Source organism: Vibrio diazotrophicus (assembly GCF_038452265.1).
GTDB lineage: Bacteria > Pseudomonadota > Gammaproteobacteria > Enterobacterales > Vibrionaceae > Vibrio > Vibrio diazotrophicus.
Genome location: NZ_CP151842.1, coordinates 432,040 through 455,355, shown reverse-complemented (window position 1 = coordinate 455,355; position 23,316 = coordinate 432,040). Strand labels below are relative to the sequence as shown.

Here is a 23,316-nt window from a genome sequence, read left to right as displayed (position 1 = left end):
TTGCTTCAAATCAAATAGCCATATCGCAGAATGCAAACAAAGTAATTTAATTGGGTTAATTTTGTCTCAAAAGCCCATATTCAGGGCTTCACTCTAGACCTTTTTCCCGTCTTTTTACTCGCTCCCACATGCCATCTAACTCTTGCAATGAAAAGTCCGTCAAGGTTTTATTCTGCTCTCTTACTTGAGCCTCAACACCTTGAAAACGCTTTACAAATTTACGGTTAGCCTTGGTAAGAGCGACCTCAGGATCTTTCTTGAGATGACGAACTAAATTCACCGTGGCAAACAGCAAATCCCCCAGCTCCTCTTCAACTCTCGACTCATCAACATCGATATTGATGGCTTCGGCAACCACTTCTTCAATTTCTTCATGCACTTTGTCTACAACCGGACCTAAAGTCTCCCAGTCGAATCCGTATTTTGCGCATTTTTTTTGAATCTTATTCGCTCGCGATAACGCTGGTAGCGATTGTGGTATAGAGTCTAGAATACTTTGCTCGCTTTTGCCTACTTGGGCTTTTTCGAGGGATTTTTCCTTTTCCCAATTGGCATTCAGTTCTGCTTCATCAGCAAATTTTGCATCTGAAAAAACATGAGGATGACGGCGAGTCAGCTTTTCATTCACCGTCTCCACTACATCGCGAAAATCGAATAACCCTTGTTCCTGAGCCATCTGACTGTAGAAAATCACCTGAAACAGTAAGTCACCCAGCTCTTCTTTTAAATTGGGCCAATCTTGATTGTGAATGGCATCTACCACTTCATAGGTTTCTTCAATGGTATATGGAACAACGCTTTCAAAGGTCTGCTTCTTATCCCAAAGACACCCTGTTTCCGGGTCACGCAATTTCGCCATAATGTCGACTAACTGCTCGATTGGATGACTCATATCTGTTTCCTTATAAATATCCACCAGAAAAACCAGTGGTTTAGAGATAGAAAAGAAAAAGGTAAGTGGCGAACCACTTACCTTTCATTTCAATCTGTTATTTAGAGCTAGCCAAGGCGTTTGACGAGCATAACGTCTTTCACTTGTTCTAGTCGCTTAGACACACGAGCCAAAATTTCGATGTTGTTAACCTCTAGCTCGAAATCCATGATCACGATTTGACGTTTGTAGTCACTACGGCTCTTCATGGTAAGTACTTTCACCTTCTCGTTCGCCAGCAGACTAGTAATATCTTTTAGCAAGCCCACGCGCTCCATCGCTTCCACTCGTAAGGTCAGGATGTAAGAACCCATAAATCCAGCCCCCCAAACGGTATCAATAATACGTTCTGGTGCGTGGTGACTCAGTTCTTCCAACTGCTCACAGTCGCTTCTGTGTACCGAAATGCCCCGACCTTGAGTGATATAACCTTTGATTTCATCACCCGGAATCGGCTGACAACAACGCGCTAGATGGGTCATCAGGTTATCGACGCCTTCAACCACGACGGCATCTTTTTGCGGACGATGAAGAGTTGCGGATTTCGACTCATCTCCCTTGAGCTTCTCAAGTACCAGTTTGTCTTCTTCTTCCGCCGTCGGCTTATTCACTAGCGCATTGATGTGGTTAACGATCTGGTTAATACGTAAATCGCCACTACCAACACCGACATAAAGTTCGTCAGCACTGTTAACGTTAAAACGTTTCAGAGCATATTGCTCCGCATCTTTGAGCGTCGCACCGATTTTAGCTAACTCTGTTTCTAGAATTTCGCGTCCAGCTTCAAGGTTTTTCTCACGGCTCTGTTTACGGAACCAAGCATTGATCTTCGCACGAGCACGGCCAGAATGAACAAAGCCCGTTGCAGGGTTTAGCCAGTCACGTGACGGGTTAGGTTCTTTCGCTGTGATAATTTCGACTTGGTCACCCATTTGAAGTTTGTGGGTGAATGGCACAATACGCCCACCTACTTTGGCACCGATACAGCGATGCCCCACTTCAGAGTGAATGTGGTATGCGAAATCCAGTGGCGTTGCTCCCATTGGCAGGTCGACAACATCCCCACGCGGTGTAAAGGCGTAAACGCGGTCGTCAAATACTTGGCTGCGAAGTTCATCCAACATCTCGCCGGAGTCAGACATCTCTTCTTGCCAATCAATCAGTTTACGCAGCCAAGTAATTTTCTCGTCGTAACCACTGCGGCCACTGCTTGCGCCTTCTTTATATTTCCAGTGCGCAGCAACCCCAAGTTCAGATTCTTCATGCATCTGCTTAGTGCGGATCTGAATCTCAATGGTTTTGCCTTCAGGGCCAAGAATCACCGTATGAATCGACTGATACCCGTTCGGTTTCGGGTTTGCGACATAATCATCAAACTCGCTCGGCAAATGCTTAAACTGGGTATGAACCACACCAAGCGCCGCATAACAGTCTTGCAGCTTATCCGCGATGATACGCACTGCGCGCACATCAAACAGCTCATCAAATGCCAGATTCTTCTTCTGCATTTTGCGCCAGATACTGTAAATGTGCTTCGGACGACCGCTGACTTCAGCATTGATATTCGCCGCTTTCATTTCCGCGCTTAAGTTATCCACAAAGTCACGGATGTACTGTTCGCGAACGATACGACGCTCAGACAGCTGTTTCGCGATCTGTTTATAAGTGTCGGGTTGTTGGTAGCGGAATGCGTAGTCTTCGATTTCCCACTTCAGCTGACCGATACCTAATCGGTTCGCCAGTGGTGCATAGATGTTAGCACACTCTTTTGCCGCTGAACGACGAACTTCGTCCGGTTGATCTTTCACTTCACGAAGGTTGCAGATTCGCTCTGCAAGCTTGATAACCACGCAACGGAAGTCGTCGACCATCGCCAGCAACATACGACGTACGTTATCGACTTGTGCTGACGCTTCACTGCCTTGCATGGTGATATTCAGTTGACCAATCGCTGCCATCTCTTCGACGCCAGCAATTAATTTAATGATCTCTTTACCGTAATGTTCTTCGACTTCTTCGCGATCCACTAAGCCACTGGTCGCAATTGGGAACAACAACGCTGCCACCAACGTTGGGCGGTCCATCGATAAAGTGATCAGAATTTCGATCATTTCGCGGCCACGCCACAACAATAGCGGGCCTTTAGAATTGCCCACCAAGAATTGCTCACATTGGTGATACACCTCTGTAAGCTTTGCCGCTGTTTTTGGGTCTTGCCGTAAACTAGAAATCCACTTTTCTAGCTCAAACTGTTCGTCTGGGTTTAAGTGTGCGCTACGTACCGCGACCATCTTTTTATCCTAATTCTTATAATTTGCGAGCTATTCTACTCTGGTTAGACAACGGAAGTCCGTTACCTAACCAAGTTTTACACTTTTGCTTTTTTACTTTTACTGTTTACAAATAGCTATATTTTTACAAATAGAGCCATTGATTCTAAATGGCTGGTATGTGGGAACATATCCAACATACCGAGTTTTTTCAGCTGATATCCCTGCTCAAGTAAGCTTTGGCTATCACGAGCAAGCGTAGCAGGATTACACGAAACATACACAACTCGCTCAGCACCTAAACTGGCAAGTTGGTCAACAATACCTACCGCGCCTGCACGTGCAGGATCAAGCAGAACCTTATTAAACTGCTGCTGTGCCCAGATTTCCCCTGCGAACTCTTGTTCAAGATTTGCCTGATAAAATTCAACATTCGTAATCTTGTTGTGCAGAGCATTGCTTTTCGCAATCTCCACCATTTCATCGACACCTTCAATTCCGACAACTTTATCGGCTAACTTTGCTAACGGCAGGCTGAAGTTACCTAAACCGCAGAACAAATCTAACACACGATCGTCTTTTTGAACGTCCAACCACTCAAGCGCCTGTTCAACCATTTCTTGGTTAACCTGCTGGTTTACCTGAATAAAGTTGCTTGGCAGAAACGGGATAGTGACGTCCACTTCTTGATAGTAAGCCTGCTCACCCAGCACTTTATCCAATTGATTAGCATTCGGCATAACATAAAGGGTTAACTGATGCTGCTGCGCGAATTCTTTTAGCGCAGCAAGATCTTTATCCGCTAAAGGTGATAAATGACGCAGCACCAATACCGACGTATTGTCGCCTTTCACCAGTTCAACGTGACCAAGCTGGTCAGGCTTTTTAAAGACACTGAGCAGAGATTTCAGTTCCGGTAACAACGCATTTAAGCTGGGTTCTAGCACAGCGCAATCCGTCACGGTGACAATCTCTTTACTCTGCTTACGGCGAAAACCGAACTGAAGTTGCTGGCTTTTCTTATCCCACATAATGCTGATACGTGCACGACGACGGTAGCCTTTATCGACACCAGAAACCGGAGCGGAAAGCGCAAGTTCCTGGCCTGCGAATTTAGTCATCAACTGGCTCAGGGTTTGCTGCTTATGTTCAATCTGAGCGTCACGCGACAGATGCTGCAAATCACAACCACCGCACTGAGCATAATGAGGACAGAAAGGTACAGTGCGCTGCTGGCTTGGCTTAAGCACTTTAATCAGCTTTGCGCGTGCAAACTTACTTTTACTTTCCGTCAGCTGAATTAGCACTTCTTCATCCGCTAATGCGCCATCGATAAAGACGGGTTTCTTATCCAGATAGGCAATACCTGCGCCTAAATGGTCGAGCTTCTGAACGCTCACTGCTTGATGTTTAGTCTCTAAAGCGCTGCGCTTTTTCGGTTGGAAGAAACGTGCCATGTTCTGTGCCTAATGTATTAGTTTTTGCCCCAGCGTCACTATTCTGCTTGGGGAGCATTGTCGAAGCTAAGGTTCTTGAATTAAGCTAACCATAATTTGAGTAGTTGGCTAGCTGCAAAGTTGGCTATTTTCCCATATCCACACCATGATGTTTAGACAATAATGACCAGATACGGCTTACGCGCACGTGTAATTACACTCACTTTGGCTCCAACCTTGATAATCGGGTTACTTTTGAGTGCGTTATTCTCATTCAACCGATATCACGATTTAGAGACACAAGTGCTCAACTCGGGTGCAAGTATTATCGAACCATTGGCAATTGCCAGTGAAGAATCGTTAAAAAACCAAAGCCGTGAATCGGTAAGACGCATCATCAGCTACGCACATCGTAAAAATTCGACCATAGTGCGCAGTATTGCGGTGTTTGATGCCAACCACGAACTCTTTGTCACGTCGAACTTCCATCCGAACTTCGAATCTTTGATGTATCCGAAAGATAAACCGATTCCGGTACTCAGCAGTTCTCAGCTCGATGAAAATACGCTTATTTTGCGCACCCCTATTCTGGCAGAAACTCTGTTCAGTGACAGCGCGGCAAAAACATCGTCTGCGCCGGTTTTAGGCTATATCGCTATTGAGCTCGACCTGTCTTCACTGCGTTTACAGCAGTATCAGGAAATTTTCTCAGCCTGTTTGGTGTTGATTCTTGGACTGGTGTTGTCTGGCGTGTTTGCATTCCGCTTGATGCACGATGTTACCCGCCCAATTATTCATATGAAAAACGTGGTTGACCGTATCCGTCGCGGGCATTTGGATGTGCGAATTGAAGGACGAATGCACGGTGAGTTGGATGACCTGAAAAAAGGTATCAACGCCATGGCGGTGTCGCTGTCGGAATACCATGTGGAGATGCAGCACAGTATCGACCAAGCAACCTCTGACTTGCGTGAAACTCTGGAACAGCTAGAAATTCAAAACGTTGAGTTGGATATTGCGAAAAAACGCGCGCAAGAAGCCGCACGCGTGAAGTCTGAATTCCTCGCCAACATGTCACACGAGCTGCGTACCCCGTTGAACGGTGTAATCGGCTTTACACGTCAGATGTTGAAAACTCAGCTGACCAACAGCCAAGCGGATTATCTGCAAACCATCGAGAAATCAGCCAATAACCTGCTGACCATCATCAACGATATTCTCGACTTCTCGAAACTCGAAGCAGGTAAACTGGCACTGGAAAATATTCCATTTGAATTCCAAGACTCGCTGGAAGAGGTGGTCAACTTACAGGCGGCAAGTGCACACGAGAAAGGGCTGGAAATCACGCTCAAAGTGGATCCAAAAATTCCAGCAGGCTTGGTGGGGGATCCGCTGCGTATTCAGCAAGTACTCACTAACTTGGTGGGTAACTCCATTAAATTCACCGAGCGCGGCAACATTGATATCAGTGTGGAAATGCGTTCTCAACGCGATGACTTCGTTGAGTTGCAATTCATGGTGCGTGATACCGGTATCGGTATTTCAGAGCGTCAACAAGCTCAGCTTTTCCAAGCTTTCAGTCAAGCCGACGCAAGCATTTCACGTCGTTATGGTGGTACAGGTCTAGGTCTGGTTATTACCCAAAAATTGGTCAGCCAAATGGGCGGTGAAATCAGTTTAACCAGTCGACTACACCAAGGTTCTACTTTCTGGTTTAACCTGCGTTTGATGACTACGGATTTGCCGATGCACGACTGGCTTGATCCTCAAGCTCTGCGCAATAAACAACTGCTGCTTGTTGAGCCAAACATGCAAGCAGCCTCTATTGTTCAGCACACTTTAGTTCAAGCTGGATTGAATGTGGTTTATCGCTCAGCGATTCCAGCCGAATCTGAACAGTACGACTATGTTCTGTTGAACCTTGCACCAAGCAAGGAAACGGACCAATCACTGGTTGAGCAGTGGGTAGAGAAAGCGCTATCAATCGCAGCAAACGTAGTTATAGGCACGCCGAGTACCGAATTGGCTCTGGCGGATTTGTTAATGCAGAAGTATCCAGTGCAATGTATTACCAAGCCATTGTCACGTAAGAAACTGCTACAAACTCTGATCGCCAATCAGCCAGCTCGAACTGAAAAAGCGATTGAGGTCATTCCTCATATTGAAAAATTGCCACTCACCGTTATGGCCGTTGACGATAACCCCGCCAACCTAAAACTGATCACCGCACTGCTGCAAGAACGTGTGGAAACGGTGTTCTCATGCAATAGTGGCGAAGATGCGATTGTTCGAGCAAAAGAGTGCCACTTCGACATCATCCTGATGGATATTCAGATGCCGAAGATGGATGGTGTCACTGCTTGCCACGAAATCAAGAAACTTAAGCTCAACACCAATACACCGATTATAGCCGTGACTGCACATGCTATGGTCGGAGAGCGTGAGAGATTACTGAAAGCTGGTATGGATGATTACCTCACTAAACCGATTGAAGAGCATATCTTGCAGCAAGTGTTACTGCACTGGAGTCCGAAACCAGAAACGGATGAAACCATCACGCTTGAACCTCAAGAACCGATTGAACTGGAAGAGATTCAAGTTGAAAAACCAACACCAGTAAATGCGACGGTTGCTATCGACTGGTCGCTAGCATTAAGGCAGGCGGCAAACAAGGAAGATTTGGCTAAAGACATGCTCAAGATGTTGCTCGCCTCTTTCAAAGAGATCAATCAAGTGATTGAGATAGCTCTCAACGATGATGAATACCCTGCCACAGATTTACTGCATCATATTCACAAGCTCCACGGTAGCTGCTCATACAGTGGCGTACCTCGTCTGAAGAAAGTTTGTGAGACCTTAGAGCACACCCTGCGTTCAGGAGCCCGAGTGCAAGATGTCGAGCCAGAACTATTTGAGCTTCAGGATGAAATGGAGAAAGTGGTAGCAAGCGCTGACCCATACTTGGTTTAAACGCTATAACGGCTTTATTTAGCGTGTAAAAAAGAGGTGCTTAAAGCACCTCTTTTTATTGAATTTGAAAACTCTTATACGGATTAAGATTCGAGAATCACCGTTGCTACTGCGTAGTGACGTTCATCTGAAATAGTAAGGTGTACAGAACGCACCGAAGAGGCTTGAGCAATTTGCTGCGCTTTTCCAGATAGCGTAAGAACCGGTTTACCATTCTCATCATTGCTGATTTCAAAATCCTGAAAACTCACACCATGAGCGATACCTGTTCCTAATGCTTTTGAAGCCGCTTCCTTAGCCGCAAAACGCTTAGCCAAATAACGTCCTTTCTGCTTTAGGTTAGTAAACACTTCCAGCTCACTTTCAGTCAGAATTCGCTGCGCAAAAGCTTCACCACTGCGATTGAACGCCTTTTCTATGCGCTCAATCTCCGCTATGTCTGTTCCTAATCCAACAATCATACCAATTAGCGACGCGCGTCCAGCATGATGGCTTTCATGTCTGCTACCGCTTTTGGTAAGCCATCAAACAAGGCACGACCAATGATTGCGTGACCGATGTTCAATTCATAAATTTCTGGAATTTCAGCAATGGCAGCAACGTTGTGGTAAGTCAGACCATGACCTGCGTTGACTGTGATGCCCTGGTCAGCCGCGTAGCTTGCTGCCGCAGCAATCTTTTTCAGTTCGTCTTGTTGATCCGCTTCAGTTTTCGCATCAGCATAATGACCAGTGTGAAGCTCGATAAACGGTGCACCACATTTCTTAGCCGCATCGATCTGCTCACGGTCAGCATCAATAAACAGAGACACTTTGATGCCTGCTTCTGTCAGTTTTTGCGTTGCCGCTTTTACTTTTTCAAACTGACCAATCACATCCAAGCCACCTTCAGTGGTTAGCTCTTCACGTTTTTCAGGAACAAGACAAACAAACTCAGGCGCTGTTTCTAAAGCAATTTCAACCATCTCATCTGTTACCGCCATTTCCAGATTCATGCGAGTCTGGATGGTTTCTTTCAGAATACGCACATCGCGATCTTTGATATGACGACGGTCTTCGCGAAGGTGAATCGTAATACCGTCAGCACCCGCACGCTCAGCAATTTCCGCTGCATGAACTGGATCTGGGTATTGAGTACCACGTGCATTACGCACTGTCGCGATATGGTCAATATTAACGCCTAAATAAATTGAGCTCATTTTCCTACACTCCGTGCTCAAGAGAGAGTCCCTCTTGAATTTAATTTTAGGGGAGTTGCTTGTCTAAACAACTCTCTGCTTTTTAATGGTTTGCCGCCAAGATACGGCTTTAAAGCGATACGTGTAAAGCGTTTTGCCGCCTGAAGTTGCTCTTTCGTGCTAAAGCGCCGCTCACTGATCGCGATTAATTCGTTACCGAGAAATGTTAGATTATCGCGCCTCACCGATGCAATAAACCCTTTCTGCTCTCGATATCGATAAGTCATATTGGGGTCAACCGGTTCTCCGGTTCCCGCACAATGCATAAAATCAACGCCGTAGCCCATGGCTGACAGCAAAGCCAGCTCAAAACGGCGCAATGCTGGCTCAGGGTTATCACTCTGCGCGAGTTCGGTCAGCGCGGTAAGATAGTCATGGAATAATCCGGGAGAAGGAACTTCAGGCATCAAGACTCGGCCAATAAGTTCATTCACGTACATGGCTGAATACAAACATATACCAGTTAAAGGTAATCCAAGGCTGATGGCTTCTGCCTGACGTAAGGTTTTCATTGAGCCATTACCCGACCACTTTAATAGTAGTGGCGTGAATGCCTGCAATGCGCCTTTGGTTGTAGATCGCTTACTTCTCGCCCCTTTTGCCATAATGCTTAAACGGCCATATTCTTCGCTGAATACGTCCAAAATTAAGCTCGTCTCGCTGTATGGGCGGCGGTGTAATACAAAGCAGCGCTGTAAACCGTCAGACATAGTGTGGAAATCCGTAAGCGGAAATATATACCAAGGGGGAAATAGTAAACTGGCCCCAATACATGGAGCCAGATTACAGGATTATAGGTCGTCGATATAGCCTAATGAACGAAGAGCTCGTTCATCATCAGCCCAACCTGATTTCACTTTGACCCAAGTTTCTAGGTAAACTTTGCGGCCAAACAGTTCTTCCATGTCCAAACGAGCTTCACGACCAATGGTTTTGATCTTTTCGCCGTTCTTACCAATCACCATTTTCTTCTGACCAATACGTTCAACCAGAATCAAGGCGTTAATATGGAAACCATCGGTATCAGGGTTGTAGTCGAAACGCTCAATTTCAACCGTTACCGAATAAGGCAGTTCTTCACCAGTAAAACGCATCAACTTTTCACGGATGATTTCCGAAGCCATAAAGCGTTGCGAACGGTCTGTCACATACTCTTCAGGAAAATGGTGAACCGCTTTTGGTAAATGCTCACGTACATGCTTACGCAGTACATCAACGTTTTTACCTAGTTTCGCAGAAATTGGCACCACATCAACAAAGTTCATGCGTTCAGACATCGCCTGCATGTGCAGCATCACGTCGTTGCGATCTTTCACGTTGTCGACTTTGTTTACACAAAGAATCACAGGAAAATTCGCTTTTTGAAGCTTCGTCAGAACCATTTCATCGTCTTCAGTCCAATGCGTACCGTCAACGAGGAACAGAACTAGGTTAACATCACTCAGAGAGCTGTTCGCCGCACGGTTCATCAAACGGTTGATCGCACGCTTCTCTTCAATATGTAACCCCGGTGTATCAACATAAATTGCCTGATAATCACCTTCTGTGTCGACACCCATAATACGGTGGCGAGTAGTTTGCGGCTTGCGCGAAGTAATCGAAATCTTCTGACCGAGGATATTGTTCAGTAACGTAGATTTGCCCACGTTCGGGCGACCTACGATCGCAACAAAACCACAGTGCTGGTTTTCTGGTATTGACGCTTCAACTTTGGCGTCGTCACCTTCTGATGCAAAGAATGCATCAATATCAAATTCTTTATCAGCCATTGCTTAATTGCTCTAGTGCAGTCTCAGCAGCCGCTTGTTCTGCCTTGCGGCGGCTGGTACCTTTACCAATCACAGGCATTCCAATACCTGCTACATCACACGATACAGTGAATTCCTGATTGTGTGCTTCACCTTTAATATTAGTCACTGTGTAAACAGGTAGAGGCTTTCTTCTGCCTTGCAAAAATTCTTGCAGGCGAGTTTTGGGATCTTTCTGTGACACACCAGGCTTGATCGCATCAAGGCGAGTTTGATACCAGCTTAAAATAATACCGCGAACCGCTTCAGTACCACTATCTAAATAAATAGCACCTATAATGGCCTCCACTGCATCAGCTAGGATCGAATCACGGCGGAAACCACCGCTTTTCAACTCGCCTGGACCTAATTTTAAGTAATCTCCTAGCTCGAATTCACGACCTAGTTCAGCCAGTGTGTGACCACGAACTAACGTAGCACGCATACGACTCATATCGCCCTCGTTGATCTTAGGGAAGCGATGATACAAGTCGTCAGCAATGACAAAACTTAAAATTGAATCGCCCAGAAATTCAAGACGTTCATTGTGTTTACCATTGGCACTGCGGTGAGTCAGTGCCAAATCAAGAAGCTCAGGATCTTTAAACTGATACGTGAGCTTTTTTTCTAATCTACTTACTGGAGAAGTCATACTCTCTCGATGTGTTGCGGGGCTGAAAAATCAGCCCTAGTTAATGCCACCGATGCGGCTTAAGCGCACACCAGTTGGAATCCAAGCAGGAATTACACTATTAGGATCTCGGTCAAACTCAAAGCTCACCCAGATAGCAACAGCTTTACCCACTAAGTTGGCTTCTGGAACAAAGCCCCAAAAACGGCTGTCAGCACTGTTGTCACGGTTATCACCCATCACAAAATAGTGCCCTTGTGGAACAACCCATTCATTCACACCACTACGTGGCGCATAACTACGTACATCATCAATACGTAGAGGGTTGATCAAAATATTGTGCTTTACTTCGCCTAGCTGTTCATCAAGTTGCATCATTGGAATGTTGTTCTGAGTGAACTCACTTTCCTGCACGTTTGATAACTTGATAGGTTTACAAGTTGCTTCACCAGCACTTTGCACACAAATCTGTTTATCACGGCTATAACGCACAATATCACCCGGCATACCAACCACACGCTTAATATAATCAATGCTTGGGTTTTGCGGGAACTTGAACACCACAATGTCACCGCGCTCAGGCTTGCCCGTTTCCACTAACTGTGTGCGCCATACTGGATCTTTCAAACCGTATGCGTATTTTTCAACAAGAATGAAATCGCCTACCAACAGCGTTGGCATCATAGAGCCTGATGGAATTTGGAACGGTTCAAATACAAACGAACGCAGAACTAACACGAATGCGATCACTGGGAAAATTGAAACGGAATTCTCAATCCACCACGGCTGTGGTGCGACTTTGGTCGTCAAACTGGTATCAATACTGTCGGGTTCGGCTTTTAACTGACGTGCCACGTTTTCATGGCGCTTCTTCGCCCAAACCCATTTTTCCAACGCCCACACAATTCCGGTAACCAAGGTTACAAGAACTAAGATGAGTGAGAATGTATTAGCCATTGACTTCCCTTATCTAAAAAATACGAAAGTGAAAGAGCCGAGACTCTTTCACTTGCGAGTTTACATGTAACAAATCGGCAGATAAGACAAAACGATTAGTCTTTACCTACGTGAAGAATTGCAAGGAACGCCTCTTGTGGAAGCTCAACGTTACCGATTTGCTTCATACGTTTCTTACCTTCTTTCTGTTTCTTCAATAGTTTCTTCTTACGACTCACGTCACCGCCGTAACATTTAGCGATTACGTTCTTACGTAGCTGTTTCACTGTTGAGCGCGCGATGATGTGGTTACCGATAGCAGCCTGAATCGCAATATCAAACATTTGGCGAGGAATGAACTCTTTCATTTTCTCAACTAGCTGACGGCCACGAGTCTGAGCGTTTTCATGGTGAGTAATGATGGCCAATGCATCCACTTTGTCACCGTTCAATAGTACGTCTACACGAACCATCTTCGACGCTTCGAAACGTTGGAAACCGTAATCCAGTGACGCATAACCACGAGACGTTGATTTCAATCGGTCAAAGAAGTCCAGTACCACTTCTGCCATTGGAATATCGTAAGTCAGTGCCACTTGGTTACCGTGGTAAACCATGTCCACCTGCATACCGCGTTTTTCGATACATAAGGTAATAACGTTACCTAGGTATTCCGACGGTACTAAGATATTACAACGCGCGATTGGTTCACGAATCTCTTCGATGTCGTTGATCGCTGGTAGCTTCGCTGGGCTATCAACATACATGACTTGTTTGTTGGTCATTTCCACTTCATACACTACCGTCGGTGCGGTGGTGATCAAGTCGAGATCATATTCGCGCTCTAGACGCTCTTGAATGATCTCCATATGTAGCATACCTAAGAAGCCACAACGGAAACCAAAACCTAGTGCTGCTGAAGTTTCTGGCTCATAGAACAGAGACGCATCGTTCAGGCTAAGTTTACCTAGCGCATCACGGAAGTTTTCATAGTCATCTGATGATACAGGGAAGAGACCCGCATAAACCTGAGGCTTCACTTTCTTAAAGCCCGGTAGCGGTTTTTCACTGCCGTTTTTAGCCCAAGTCAGCGTATCACCAACAGGCGCACCTAGGATGTCTTTAATACCACAAACAACCCAACCCACTTCGCCAGTGTTTAGTTCGGTCGTATCAATCTGCTTAGGTGTAAAAATGCCTAAACGGTCAATGTTCCAAACCTGACCAGTACTCATGACTTTGATCTTTTCGTTCTTCTTCAAACTGCCGTGTTTGATACGTACTAGGGATACAACACCTAAGTAGTTATCAAACCATGAGTCAATAATCAGAGCCTGCAGTGGCGCGTCTGGATCACCGACTGGCGCTGGAATTTTTGCAACGATTTCTTCAAGAACAAGGTCAACACCAAGACCAGTTTTCGCTGAACAGCGTACCGCTTCGATAGCATCGATACCGACAATATCTTCAATTTCTTCGGCTACACGTTCAGGCTCTGCTGCTGGTAGGTCAATCTTGTTTAAGATTGGCACTACTTCCAGATCCATTTCGATAGCCGTATAACAGTTAGCTAGGGTTTGTGCTTCTACGCCCTGGCCAGCATCAACAACAAGTAATGCACCTTCACACGCGGCTAGAGAGCGAGATACTTCGTAGGAGAAGTCAACGTGTCCAGGTGTGTCGATGAAGTTAAGTTGGTATGTTTCGCCATCATTTGCTTTGTAATCGAGTGTCACACTCTGTGCTTTGATGGTGATACCACGCTCACGTTCTAGATCCATAGAATCAAGAACTTGTTCTGCCATTTCACGATCACTTAATCCACCACATACTTGGATTAAACGGTCAGATAAAGTCGATTTACCATGGTCAATGTGGGCGATAATCGAAAAGTTACGAATGTGCTTCATAGGTTTGGGATGACTAAACTCTTTGCAAATTAGGACATATGAAAGGCGATTTGAAGTGCCCTTTCATTCAAGTTGGGCGATTCTACCCAATTTCCTTTGGGATCGCATCATAATTTAGGCAATTGGCTCTCCAAGCACTCTTAGCAGAACAACTTCTTGCTCTGTACGCTTTTCCAGCGAGCCAGACCAAGTTTTAGCAAGGCGTATACCTAAACCGATAAAGACAAGTGAAGTTAAAATGATGATCCCTTCTCCCATACCGAGCATGGGGGCAAGCCAGCTGTCAGCAAGCCAGGCACCAAGGATCATCATTAATAGAGGGACTAAATAAACCAACGCAGCGGACTGCAACAGGCTTTTTTCTGGAAAACCAATTTCAACCACCTGACCTTGAGATACGCTCTTATCCGTATCTAAATGCCAGCGTAATGACTTACCACCAATTGCTTTAGACACAATGCCTGTACCACAGCTTTTCGCCGATGAGCAGCTGCTGCAACTGGTTTTCTGTTCGCAACTTAGCTCAACATGAAAACCTTGTTCTTTTGTTTGTACAGCCATCACTGTGGCAAGTGCTGTCATCATTGTGGTGTAGCCTTGGAATTATCAAATACAACCGATTGAGCAATACGTTTAGCCGTCTCTGGTGGAATATCACCCACAACAGAAACCTCACGATCACCCTTAATAAACGTTTGTAAAGTACGACGCCCCTGCCTTACCAACTGTCCTTGCAGTGAGTGTTCATCACTAGAAGAAACATAGACAGAGAAACTGAATAAACCGTCTGAGAACATCTGATTCTCGACCACTCTTTCAGTATTGATCATTCGGTAGCGATTGAGATTGACAGATTTGAAGCCATCCGGCTTCCACCCTACCGACCAGAATGTCTCGTTTACCTTACTTTTAGGTAAGGATAGCACTTCCGGCAGTTGAACATTATCAAAACCTGCCATCAACTCTGCCAGTTTGTCACTGACTGAGTAAGAGATCGATCGATATTGCTCTAATACTTCACCGTAACGATCAACAAGATCAGCCCGCAACGGCAGGTGTGTTTTCTCGTCCACCCAAAGCATGTAGGAATATCTTAAACCGTCTTTAGGAACAATGCGCACCACTTGGCAAGGGGTTCCCGCTTCACGCGCTCGTCCCATTTTAACGAAGTCGTAAAACTGGCTAAGCTCAGTAACATTGCTATTGAGCATTGGTATGGTTGGAGCAACCATGTTACCAGATTCGATAGTGAAAGGTTCTACTCCAGGTTCAATGTAGCTCACTTCATTATCACGCTGAAAAACTTCACGCATAGGGCCGCTCAAATAAACAAGATGAGCGTATTCCTTCTGCTCATGTCGAGCATGACGATACAGCAAAGGTTCAATACTGTTTTTCTTAATCAGGATATAAGACAGTTCATAATTGAGATGTTGACTGGCCTCGTTCATTTGATGCAATAAAGCCTCTGCAGATTCGTCCTCTGCAAAGGCTGAAGTAGAGCTCAAACTGAACAGCGCCAACACACTGATCAGAAATTTTTTCATTCAGTTACCGGTTCGATTGAGTCTTGGTGTTGTCCCAAGCCCTCACTGTTTAATCTCAGTTGCAGTTCATAATCCTGAAGCATAGCGTTAACACGACGACGCTGCTCCTGAGCATTTGATTCTATACTTGGTCTTACTGACTCACGAGTCAGACTCACAGGTTCTACACTGCCAGATAAAGGAACTGTTTGCAGTACGGGAAAAGGTTGATCCGCAGCTGAAGAACCACTTGCACCATATTGTTGAACACCGATGATAGCAATCAAAGACACACAAGCAGCAACCGCCACCTGACCAAACGGCGATAACCATTTTGGTAGTTGTCGGCGCGCTTTATGCGGTGCAGGTTGTTCCTCTGACACTCGCATACTATCTAAATCGGTAACATTGGTATTGTATGGGGTATGAGCTGGTTCATTTTCCAACGCTAATGCCACACTTTCAGCGATATTCCATTCAGGTCTTTCGGGTGCATCGCCACGCATTACATCACCAATCAAGTGGTAATTCTTCCACGTTTCGATACTTTCACGATCGTTGGCTAATTCTTGAATTAGCAACTTGTCGACCATCTCTCCATCCATGAGAGCTGAAAGTTGTTGTTTGTCCGCCATTATTTTCACCATTATTTTCCAATTACTGGGGTCTTACTGGTTCCAACGCTACAAAAGAGATTTGATTCTCTTTTCTACCGCCTCACGAGCACGGAATATACGAGAACGTACCGTACCAACAGGGCAATCCATAATTTCAGCAATGTCTTCATAACTTAAGCCTTCCAGCTCTCGTAAAGTCATTGCTGTTTTTAAATCCTCAGGCAACGCGTCTATCGCACTAAACACTGCCTTCTTCAGTTCTTTCGACAGCGTAATGTTCTCAGGGTTCGATATTTCTTTTAACGCATTGTTTGTTTCGTAAAATTCAGCTTCTTCAGCATCAACATCGGTGGCTGGAGGCCTACGCCCTTGGGCTACGATGTGATTTTTCGCGGTATTGACAGCAATACGATATAGCCAAGTGTAGAACGCACTTTCACCTCTAAAGGTTGGTATAGCGCGATAAGCCTTAATAAAAGCCTCTTGTGCTACATCAGCAACATCTCCTGAATTGCTCACGTACCTAGAAATAAGATTGCAGACTTTATTTTGATATTTCAAAACTAAAAGATTAAATGCTTGCTTATCTCCATTCTGAACTCGCTCAATCAATACTTGATCGGTTAGCTGCTCGTTCATTCGAGCGGTTACTCCTATTGTTATCTCCCTTACCTTCTCAGATATGGGCTTTAATTATCCAGAATGTAGTATTGACACCACTGTTTACATGAGCACTATTGTGACTCAGTAAAAAAGATAAAGTTCAATTATGTGTTAATTTAATTGCCAAACATAATGCACAATGTGATGTAATCGAGGTTTGTAACCCCGAAACGATTTTGCGGATACAAATCTATAAAAACAATAGCTTTTAAAAACTATTATTTTTTAAACACATTATAAATGCGGGACTCACGTAGCTCGGTTTCCTAATTGCTTGATTCATCTTATAGTTTAGTCATTGGTATGACGCTCTTTTTCAATCAGGCTCATCAAATCAGCAAGTGAAAAATTTCAATATAGAGTAGGACGATTCTACTATAGTTCGGGAATTTAAAAGTTTTATGAACGAAAACCGAGAGCATCAATGTGATGTATTAGTGATAGGGAGCGGTGCAGCAGGCTTGTCGTTAGCTTTGCGTATCGCAAAACATTGCAAAGTCATCGTACTGAGTAAAGGACCTCGTAGTGAAGGTGCAACTTTCTACGCTCAAGGTGGCATTGCCGCTGTATTTGATGAATCTGACAGTATTGATTCTCATGTTCAGGATACGCTCATCGCTGGCGATGGTATCTGTGAAGAAAAGACCGTTCGCTTTATCGCTGAACATGCAAAAGAGTGTGTGCAGTGGCTGATCGACGGTGGTGTACCATTCGATAAAGAAGAAGACTGTGATGACGACGATGACAACCCTCGTTATCACTTAACCCGTGAAGGCGGCCATAGCCACCGTCGAATCCTTCATGCTGCTGATGCAACCGGTATGGCAATGCAAACTTCATTGCAGGACAATGCACACCAACATCCAAACATCTCTATTTTTGAACGCTACAACGCGTTAGATCTGATTACCGAAGACAAAGTCGGTGGCGATAAAAATAAAGTCATTGGTGCGTATGTTTGGAACCGTAATGAAGAGCACGTTGAAAGCATTCGTGCTAAATACGTGGTTCTTGCAACTGGTGGTTCTTCGAAAGTTTATCAATATACCTCAAATCCTGATGTTTCCTCCGGTGATGGTGTTGCTATCGCTTGGCGTGCAGGCTGCCGCGTGGCGAACTTAGAATTTAACCAGTTCCACCCTACTTGTTTGTACCATCCTGAGGCTCGCAACTTCCTTTTAACTGAAGCACTTCGTGGCGAAGGAGCTTACCTGCGTCGTCCCGATGGTTCTCGCTTTATGCTTGATTTTGATGAGCGTGCAGAGCTGGCACCACGTGATGTGGTGGCTCGAGCTATCGACTTTGAAATGAAACGCTTGGGTGCAGACTGTATGTATCTCGACATCAGCCATAAGCCTTCGGATTTTATTGAAAAACACTTCCCGACTATTTATCGCCGTCTGATGGATTTGGGTATTGATATCACCAAAGAGCCAATTCCAATTGTCCCGGCTGCGCACTACACCTGTGGTGGTGTCATGGTAAACCAACAAGGTCAAACTGACCTCAAACACCTCTATGCAATTGGTGAAGTTAGCTATACCGGTCTGCATGGTGCAAACCGCATGGCTTCAAACTCACTGTTGGAATGTGTGGTTTATGCTTGGTCTGCGGCGAAAGATATTGTTAAAAACATTAAGAATATCGACATGCCACCATCGGTTCCTGTTTGGGATGAGAGCCAAGTAACCAGCTCTGACGAGGAAGTTGTGATCCAGCATAACTGGCACGAACTGCGTCTGTTTATGTGGGATTACATGGGTATTGTGCGCACAGATAAACGTTTAGAGCGAGCACTACGCCGCATCCAGTTGCTACAACAAGAAACGCAGGAATACTACAGCAATTTCCGAGTTTCCAACAACTTGCTTGAACTGCGTAACCTATTGCAGGTGGCTGAACTGATGGTGCGCTGCGCAATGCAACGTAAAGAAAGTCGCGGATTGCATTACACCTTGGATTACCCAGACCAGTTAGAAAATAGTGGCCCGACAATTCTTTCGCCAAAAGAGTAACCCTTCTTTAAGCAAAAGCATCATGTCTAAAAAAGAAAACAGGAGCTAAGGCTCCTGTTTTCTTTTCAATCTCACCAATAACTGACGGTAAGTCACTTCCTCGCAACTGTCTCTCCACAGCAACCAATGTTTTCCTCTGGCGTGAAAAGATAAGAAAGCAAAAGAATGAAGATCGCTGACTGACAGGAAAGACTGTTTTTGATTATTCATTTTTAAATAGCCATCAAAACCAATCTCAACAGAACCGTGTAAAGAATCCGGCAGAAAAGTACTCAACGGGCGCAATATGAAAAGAGATAATAACCACGCAGAGGCAGTAAGAGGAATGGCAGAAACAATGACTGCCCATATCAACACCATGAAAAAAATGGCAGCGAATACTTGGGCAGTATAGGAATAGCAGAGTTCTAGCTTAACGGACTTTGCTGAGGTTATGAGCGACAATTTGATCAACGATAGCTGCGTGCCCTAAGTTTTCAGAGCGACCATGTCCCATAATCCAAGTAAACAAATCTGGGTCATCACATTCCAACAAAGAGACAAAATCCTTCTGCTCGGATTCAGTTAAGGAGTCAAAGCACTCTTCAAAAAATGGCATAATAACGACGTCCAGTTCCAACATACCACGACGACATGCCCATTTAATTCGAGCTTTTTCTTCAGCGTTATACATCTACCTTTCTCACTTTATAGTTATTTGGGCTAACAAACGGTAATTTTGCTAAGTCTACCAACAGACAGAAAAATCAACTAGGGTCTCAATCACAGTCCCAATCAAGCTGACAAAAAAACTTATCCGGATTACCATAGATCAATATCGTTCACTATGGTGAGTATCATGGATTGGAAAAACACTTTCTCTCCCCTATCTGTCAATGCTGATGACGCTTTGCCTGAGCTCATGCTCACACATCTAGCATCTTGGGGCGCTATTCAAATTGTAGGTACAGATGCTAAGTCTTATTTGCAAGGCCAAGTTACCTGTAACGTGGTTTCTCTGGAAGCTGAACAAATGACTTTCGGCGCACATTGCGACGCAAAAGGAAAAGTCTGGTCTGTCTTTCGCATTTTCCACCATAACGGTGGTTATACGATGTTTCAGCCGCTTTCATCTATCGACGTAGAACTGCGCGAACTTAAGAAATATGCAATTTTCTCCAAAGCAGAGATAACCCACAGCAGCGATATTGCTCTGGGTTTAATGGGTGCACAAGCCCAAGCTTGGATTGATTCTCATAGCGAAACTCGTGGCGATGTTCGCTCTATCGAAGGCGGAAGTGCTGTAAAAATTGATTCGCAACGCTGGCTACTATTGGTTGATAGCGAGCAAGCAGAAAAGATAATCAATGGTATTGAAGCCGCTAAAGTTAATGAAACACTCTGGGCAAGATTTGAAATAGAGCAAGCTTACCCTGTGGTAACACAAGCCGAGCAAAATGAGCACATTCCTCAAGCACTCAACCTTCAAGCGCTAAATGGCATCAGCTTTAGCAAAGGTTGCTATACAGGCCAAGAAACCGTAGCTCGTGCCAAATACCGTGGTATTAACAAGCGTGCAATGTATATCGTCAAAGGCAACATAGAATCGCCATTGAACAGTGATGAAGTCGTTCAGTTGGAACGTTCTGTCGGTGAAAACTGGCGTTCAGCAGGCCAACTTATGGTTCATTACACATTTGCTAATAACACAGCGATTGGTTTAGTCGTACTGCCAAACAATTTAGATGAAGACACAGAATTCAGGCTGTCTTCGCAACCGGACACTCGCTGGACCATCGAAGCGCTTCCTTATTCATTAAACGATGACGAATAAAGTTAGCGAGACAAAACTCACTCAATTCCTTGAGCAGCAGCAAGTGGCTTTCCGCTTGCTGCATCATCAAACACCCGCGACCACCATTGAAGATGCGGCAAATCAGCGTGGTATCACCCCAAATCAAATGGTTAAGTGCATCCTGCTTAGAGATATGGGCGGTCAACTAGCTCTAGCTTGTGCTCAAGGAGACAAGAGTGTTGATCCGAAAAAAGTTAGAACCTTTCTGCAATGGCGACGCATGACGTGCGTAAATATGAAAGATGTCGAATCAATCACCGGATATCAAATTGGAACAGTGACTCCTCTTTTGCTTAAAACGTCAATGCCCGTCATTTTTGATCATCAAATTCTTGAACAACCTGTTGTCACCATCAGTAGCGGCTCCTCAATGGCTGGTATAGCCCTTCAAACTCACGACCTGATTCAGCTTTGTTGCCCGAGCTTTGCACACATTCAGCGCGAAGAATGAACTAAATTGATGCAATGCATTACAATTTAAAGCGATCAAAATCACACAAATAAAAATCACCAACTGAATTTTTACTCATTTAAGATCAATAAATAGTCATTTATAAAATTTTAAAGTAATCTCCAACCGTTGGTTAAAGCTCATTCAGAATGTGTGATTCTGGGTACCCTTCACCAACAAAAAAGTGAATCCACTGATTGTTTCAGGACATCCACTTTTTGTGTAATGCATCTGTGACTTTTGCCCGCACATCTTTGCGGGCACTTTTTTACCTAAAGCTGGCACGCATTTCGCATTTACATTGATTAAGGGAATGTAAATTGGATTATTCTTTTTTGTGTAATATTCATCTGGCTCAATAAGCACGCCAGAAAACCTTGGGTTCCATTGTTCATTTTCATTTGAGGCTCTGGTCACACAAATAAGGATATTTATCCAAAATTTTGCATAGAACCACACATTAATATAAATACGTCAGCAAAAACTGCATAAAGCACCATTTAAGTCACACTTACTTTATGCTGGTTTTACTATACTTAAGGTGCTGAACAACGTAAGGATCGAAGTATGAGACTGTTTAAGCGCTACATGCCTGGAATGATTGCTAAACATGTTAGTCGTCTTTTTAAGGGAAGAATTTATATCTACGGAATTGGAACATTCGAATTTGATAACGGTAAGTTGATTTTGCCAGAACGCGCTGAGCATCGACATTTTCAGACCGTGAAAGAAGTGAATCTAGAAATCAAAAAATTACGCTGTGCGTACGCTTAAATAACGCTTCTCGCGAATGAGTTTCTGATCAAATTTAAAAGGGTTGGCAATTGCCAACCCTTTAACGTTTTTGATGCATCTCACTCACAGAGCGTTTTAAATCATAGGTTGCGCGTTATTCACTTTGGCCAAATCAGGCAGGTTGCCTTTTAATCCAAGCGCTCGCTTCATGATTTCATCTTTAGCGCCCGGCAGTTGCCCCGCTAAACGCATACCAATACCACGGATCAATTTCTTCGCAGGATTGTTACCTTCAAATAAGTCCTTGAACCCTTGCATGGCTGCAATCATTTTTGCCGCTTCAGCTTTACGCCAACGCTCATAACTGCGTAGATTGCGCTTGCTGCCAATATCTTCCCCCTGCTTCCAGAGTTCAATCACTTCCTGAGCTAAGCTCGCGGCATCGAGAAAACCGAGATTCACGCCTTGACCTGCCAGCGGATGAATGGTGTGCGCAGCATCGCCAACTAAAGCCACTCGTTCTGCAACGAAATCTCGCGCGTAACGCATCTTCAAAGGAAAAGCACTTCGTTCACTGACAACTTTACACAGCCCGAGTCTCGAATCGAATTCTGCTGTCAGTGTCTTATTAAACTCACTATCGCCCATGGCGACTAACTGTTCTGCTCGGTTTGGATCAGTCGACCAAACAATAGAGCTCATATTCGGATCGCCAAGAGGCAGAAAAGCCAGTGGACCTAACGGTGTGAATACCTGACGAGCCACTTGCTGATGCGGCTTATGAGTGTGAACATTCGCCACGACAGCACTGTGTCCGTAATCCCAATGAGTTAATGGAATGTCCTGTTGCTTGCGAACCCAAGAGTTTGCGCCATCAGCGCCGACGACTAGCTTGGCCGTAAGTGTCTGTCCATTATTTAGGGTTAGCCACGCTTCGCTTTCTCCGATCGCCATTTTTTCACAACTTGCAGGCATAAATAGAGAAACGTTGTCTTGCAGCTTCACTTGGTCAAGTAATGCCAGTTGAATGACGCGGTTTTCGACGATATGACCTAAATCAGGTTGAGTGAGGCTGTTCGCATCAAACTCTATACGAGCAAAACTGTCTTGTTCCCACACTTCCATAGCTTGATATGGCGAAGCTCGTCGCATGGTAATACCTTGCCACGCGCCTAAGTTTCTTAAAATCACTTCACTTGAGCGGCTTAAAGCAGACACTCGGGTATCAGGTTGTTCACCCAATCCTTCATGAGGAAGATTTCCTTCAATCACTGCAATTCTTAAATCGGTATGCTTAAAGGCCGCAGCTAAAGCTAGGCCAACCATTCCGCCACCGACAATTGCAATATCTACACTTCGCATCATTT

At 44.8% G+C, this 23,316-nt stretch carries 21 protein-coding genes; 5 read left to right on the top strand and 16 right to left on the bottom strand.

Annotated elements, in window-relative coordinates; genetic code table 11:
- Positions 1–88: 88 nt before the first annotated feature.
- The 3 genes from mazG to rlmD all read right to left on the bottom strand — a co-directional run bounded on the left by mazG (position 89) and on the right by rlmD (position 4,658).
- Positions 89–892, bottom strand: a complete 804-nt coding sequence (gene mazG, locus AAGA51_RS02170) for a nucleoside triphosphate pyrophosphohydrolase (RefSeq protein ID WP_042484605.1) — start codon at positions 890–892, stop codon at positions 89–91.
- A gap of 107 nt (positions 893–999) precedes the next feature.
- On the bottom strand, positions 1,000–3,222 hold the full coding sequence (relA, locus tag AAGA51_RS02165) for a GTP diphosphokinase (protein WP_042484608.1): 2,223 nt from the start codon (positions 3,220–3,222) through the stop codon (positions 1,000–1,002).
- Positions 3,223–3,338: 116 nt separating this feature from the next.
- Positions 3,339–4,658, bottom strand: coding sequence for a 23S rRNA (uracil(1939)-C(5))-methyltransferase RlmD (gene rlmD, locus AAGA51_RS02160; RefSeq protein WP_042484611.1), 1,320 nt, complete (start codon positions 4,656–4,658; stop codon positions 3,339–3,341).
- 162 nt (positions 4,659–4,820) lie between these two features.
- On the opposite strand from rlmD, the gene barA reads away from it, so the two are divergent.
- Positions 4,821–7,607, top strand: a complete 2,787-nt coding sequence (barA, locus tag AAGA51_RS02155) for a two-component sensor histidine kinase BarA (RefSeq protein ID WP_042484613.1) — start codon at positions 4,821–4,823, stop codon at positions 7,605–7,607.
- Between the two features lie 83 nt (positions 7,608–7,690).
- On the opposite strand, the gene acpS is transcribed toward barA, so the two are convergent.
- The 11 genes from acpS to rpoE all read right to left on the bottom strand — a co-directional run bounded on the left by acpS (position 7,691) and on the right by rpoE (position 16,890).
- A complete protein-coding gene (gene acpS / locus AAGA51_RS02150) occupies positions 7,691–8,068 on the bottom strand; it encodes a holo-ACP synthase (RefSeq protein ID WP_042484615.1) in 378 nt (125 codons plus the stop codon).
- Positions 8,069–8,073: 5 nt separating this feature from the next.
- On the bottom strand, positions 8,074–8,805 hold the full coding sequence (gene pdxJ, locus AAGA51_RS02145) for a pyridoxine 5'-phosphate synthase (protein WP_042484619.1): 732 nt from the start codon (positions 8,803–8,805) through the stop codon (positions 8,074–8,076).
- A gap of 17 nt (positions 8,806–8,822) precedes the next feature.
- On the bottom strand, positions 8,823–9,554 hold the full coding sequence (gene recO, locus AAGA51_RS02140; RefSeq protein ID WP_042484621.1) for a DNA repair protein RecO: 732 nt from the start codon (positions 9,552–9,554) through the stop codon (positions 8,823–8,825).
- Positions 9,555–9,635: 81 nt separating this feature from the next.
- Positions 9,636–10,613, bottom strand: a complete 978-nt coding sequence (era, locus tag AAGA51_RS02135) for a GTPase Era (RefSeq protein ID WP_042484624.1) — start codon at positions 10,611–10,613, stop codon at positions 9,636–9,638.
- Positions 10,606–11,283, bottom strand: coding sequence for a ribonuclease III (gene rnc, locus AAGA51_RS02130; RefSeq protein ID WP_042484626.1), 678 nt, complete (start codon positions 11,281–11,283; stop codon positions 10,606–10,608). Before rnc ends, era begins: the two co-directional genes overlap by 8 nt.
- Before the next feature lie 36 nt (positions 11,284–11,319).
- Positions 11,320–12,219 (bottom strand): signal peptidase I, encoded by a 900-nt coding sequence (gene lepB / locus AAGA51_RS02125; protein WP_042484629.1) that lies wholly within the window; start codon positions 12,217–12,219, stop codon positions 11,320–11,322.
- A gap of 95 nt (positions 12,220–12,314) precedes the next feature.
- Complete coding sequence (lepA, locus tag AAGA51_RS02120; RefSeq protein ID WP_042484632.1) at positions 12,315–14,108, bottom strand: translation elongation factor 4; 1,794 nt, start codon at positions 14,106–14,108, stop codon at positions 12,315–12,317.
- Positions 14,109–14,222: 114 nt separating this feature from the next.
- Complete coding sequence (locus AAGA51_RS02115; RefSeq protein ID WP_042484635.1) at positions 14,223–14,693, bottom strand: SoxR reducing system RseC family protein; 471 nt, start codon at positions 14,691–14,693, stop codon at positions 14,223–14,225.
- The gene (gene rseB / locus AAGA51_RS02110; RefSeq protein ID WP_042484638.1) at positions 14,690–15,655 is read right to left on the bottom strand and encodes a sigma-E factor regulatory protein RseB; all 966 of its coding nucleotides are present in this window, start codon (positions 15,653–15,655) and stop codon (positions 14,690–14,692) included. The genes AAGA51_RS02115 and rseB overlap by 4 nt, the downstream gene beginning before the upstream one ends.
- A complete protein-coding gene (locus tag AAGA51_RS02105) occupies positions 15,652–16,269 on the bottom strand; it encodes an RseA family anti-sigma factor (RefSeq protein ID WP_042484641.1) in 618 nt (205 codons plus the stop codon). Before AAGA51_RS02105 ends, rseB begins: the two co-directional genes overlap by 4 nt.
- Before the next feature lie 48 nt (positions 16,270–16,317).
- Complete coding sequence (rpoE, locus tag AAGA51_RS02100) at positions 16,318–16,890, bottom strand: RNA polymerase sigma factor RpoE (protein ID WP_042484645.1); 573 nt, start codon at positions 16,888–16,890, stop codon at positions 16,318–16,320.
- A 425-nt stretch (positions 16,891–17,315) separates the two neighbouring features.
- Here rpoE and nadB point away from each other — a divergent pair, with 425 nt between their 5' ends.
- Complete coding sequence (gene nadB, locus AAGA51_RS02095) at positions 17,316–18,929, top strand: L-aspartate oxidase (RefSeq protein WP_042484648.1); 1,614 nt, start codon at positions 17,316–17,318, stop codon at positions 18,927–18,929.
- Between the two features lie 412 nt (positions 18,930–19,341).
- Here nadB and AAGA51_RS02090 read toward each other — a convergent pair whose 3' ends face one another.
- Positions 19,342–19,602 (bottom strand): succinate dehydrogenase assembly factor 2, encoded by a 261-nt coding sequence (locus AAGA51_RS02090; RefSeq protein WP_042484651.1) that lies wholly within the window; start codon positions 19,600–19,602, stop codon positions 19,342–19,344.
- Positions 19,603–19,767: 165 nt separating this feature from the next.
- On the opposite strand from AAGA51_RS02090, the gene ygfZ reads away from it, so the two are divergent.
- The 3 genes from ygfZ (at position 19,768) to AAGA51_RS02075 (ending at position 21,988) form a co-directional block, all read left to right on the top strand.
- A complete protein-coding gene (gene ygfZ, locus AAGA51_RS02085) occupies positions 19,768–20,742 on the top strand; it encodes a tRNA-modifying protein YgfZ (RefSeq protein WP_042484655.1) in 975 nt (324 codons plus the stop codon).
- The gene (locus AAGA51_RS02080; RefSeq protein ID WP_042484658.1) at positions 20,732–21,214 is read left to right on the top strand and encodes an aminoacyl-tRNA deacylase; all 483 of its coding nucleotides are present in this window, start codon (positions 20,732–20,734) and stop codon (positions 21,212–21,214) included. Before ygfZ ends, AAGA51_RS02080 begins: the two co-directional genes overlap by 11 nt.
- A 567-nt stretch (positions 21,215–21,781) precedes the next feature.
- On the top strand, positions 21,782–21,988 hold the full coding sequence (locus AAGA51_RS02075; RefSeq protein ID WP_042484665.1) for a DUF1107 domain-containing protein: 207 nt from the start codon (positions 21,782–21,784) through the stop codon (positions 21,986–21,988).
- A 96-nt stretch (positions 21,989–22,084) separates the two neighbouring features.
- Here AAGA51_RS02075 and AAGA51_RS02070 read toward each other — a convergent pair whose 3' ends face one another.
- Positions 22,085–23,314: an FAD-dependent 2-octaprenylphenol hydroxylase gene (locus tag AAGA51_RS02070; RefSeq protein WP_042484668.1), complete on the bottom strand. Its 1,230-nt coding sequence runs from the start codon at positions 23,312–23,314 to the stop codon at positions 22,085–22,087.
- Positions 23,315–23,316 lie beyond the last annotated feature (2 nt).

Bases quoted from the DNA above. Each gene is read 5' to 3' on its own strand.
- mazG (WP_042484605.1), bottom strand. From the start codon at position 892: ATGAGTCATCCAATCGAGCAGTTAGTCGACATTATGGCGAAATTGCGT.
- relA (WP_042484608.1), bottom strand. From the start codon at position 3,222: ATGGTCGCGGTACGTAGCGCACACTTAAACCCAGACGAACAGTTTGAG.
- rlmD (WP_042484611.1), bottom strand. From the start codon at position 4,658: ATGGCACGTTTCTTCCAACCGAAAAAGCGCAGCGCTTTAGAGACTAAA.
- barA (WP_042484613.1), top strand. From the start codon at position 4,821: ATGACCAGATACGGCTTACGCGCACGTGTAATTACACTCACTTTGGCT.
- acpS (WP_042484615.1), bottom strand. From the start codon at position 8,068: ATGATTGTTGGATTAGGAACAGACATAGCGGAGATTGAGCGCATAGAA.
- pdxJ (WP_042484619.1), bottom strand. From the start codon at position 8,805: ATGAGCTCAATTTATTTAGGCGTTAATATTGACCATATCGCGACAGTG.
- recO (WP_042484621.1), bottom strand. From the start codon at position 9,554: ATGTCTGACGGTTTACAGCGCTGCTTTGTATTACACCGCCGCCCATAC.
- era (WP_042484624.1), bottom strand. From the start codon at position 10,613: ATGGCTGATAAAGAATTTGATATTGATGCATTCTTTGCATCAGAAGGT.
- rnc (WP_042484626.1), bottom strand. From the start codon at position 11,283: ATGACTTCTCCAGTAAGTAGATTAGAAAAAAAGCTCACGTATCAGTTT.
- lepB (WP_042484629.1), bottom strand. From the start codon at position 12,219: ATGGCTAATACATTCTCACTCATCTTAGTTCTTGTAACCTTGGTTACC.
- lepA (WP_042484632.1), bottom strand. From the start codon at position 14,108: ATGAAGCACATTCGTAACTTTTCGATTATCGCCCACATTGACCATGGT.
- AAGA51_RS02115 (WP_042484635.1), bottom strand. From the start codon at position 14,693: ATGATGACAGCACTTGCCACAGTGATGGCTGTACAAACAAAAGAACAA.
- rseB (WP_042484638.1), bottom strand. From the start codon at position 15,655: ATGAAAAAATTTCTGATCAGTGTGTTGGCGCTGTTCAGTTTGAGCTCT.
- AAGA51_RS02105 (WP_042484641.1), bottom strand. From the start codon at position 16,269: ATGGCGGACAAACAACAACTTTCAGCTCTCATGGATGGAGAGATGGTC.
- rpoE (WP_042484645.1), bottom strand. From the start codon at position 16,890: ATGAACGAGCAGCTAACCGATCAAGTATTGATTGAGCGAGTTCAGAAT.
- nadB (WP_042484648.1), top strand. From the start codon at position 17,316: ATGAACGAAAACCGAGAGCATCAATGTGATGTATTAGTGATAGGGAGC.
- AAGA51_RS02090 (WP_042484651.1), bottom strand. From the start codon at position 19,602: ATGTATAACGCTGAAGAAAAAGCTCGAATTAAATGGGCATGTCGTCGT.
- ygfZ (WP_042484655.1), top strand. From the start codon at position 19,768: ATGGATTGGAAAAACACTTTCTCTCCCCTATCTGTCAATGCTGATGAC.
- AAGA51_RS02080 (WP_042484658.1), top strand. From the start codon at position 20,732: ATGACGAATAAAGTTAGCGAGACAAAACTCACTCAATTCCTTGAGCAG.
- AAGA51_RS02075 (WP_042484665.1), top strand. From the start codon at position 21,782: ATGAGACTGTTTAAGCGCTACATGCCTGGAATGATTGCTAAACATGTT.
- AAGA51_RS02070 (WP_042484668.1), bottom strand. From the start codon at position 23,314: ATGATGCGAAGTGTAGATATTGCAATTGTCGGTGGCGGAATGGTTGGC.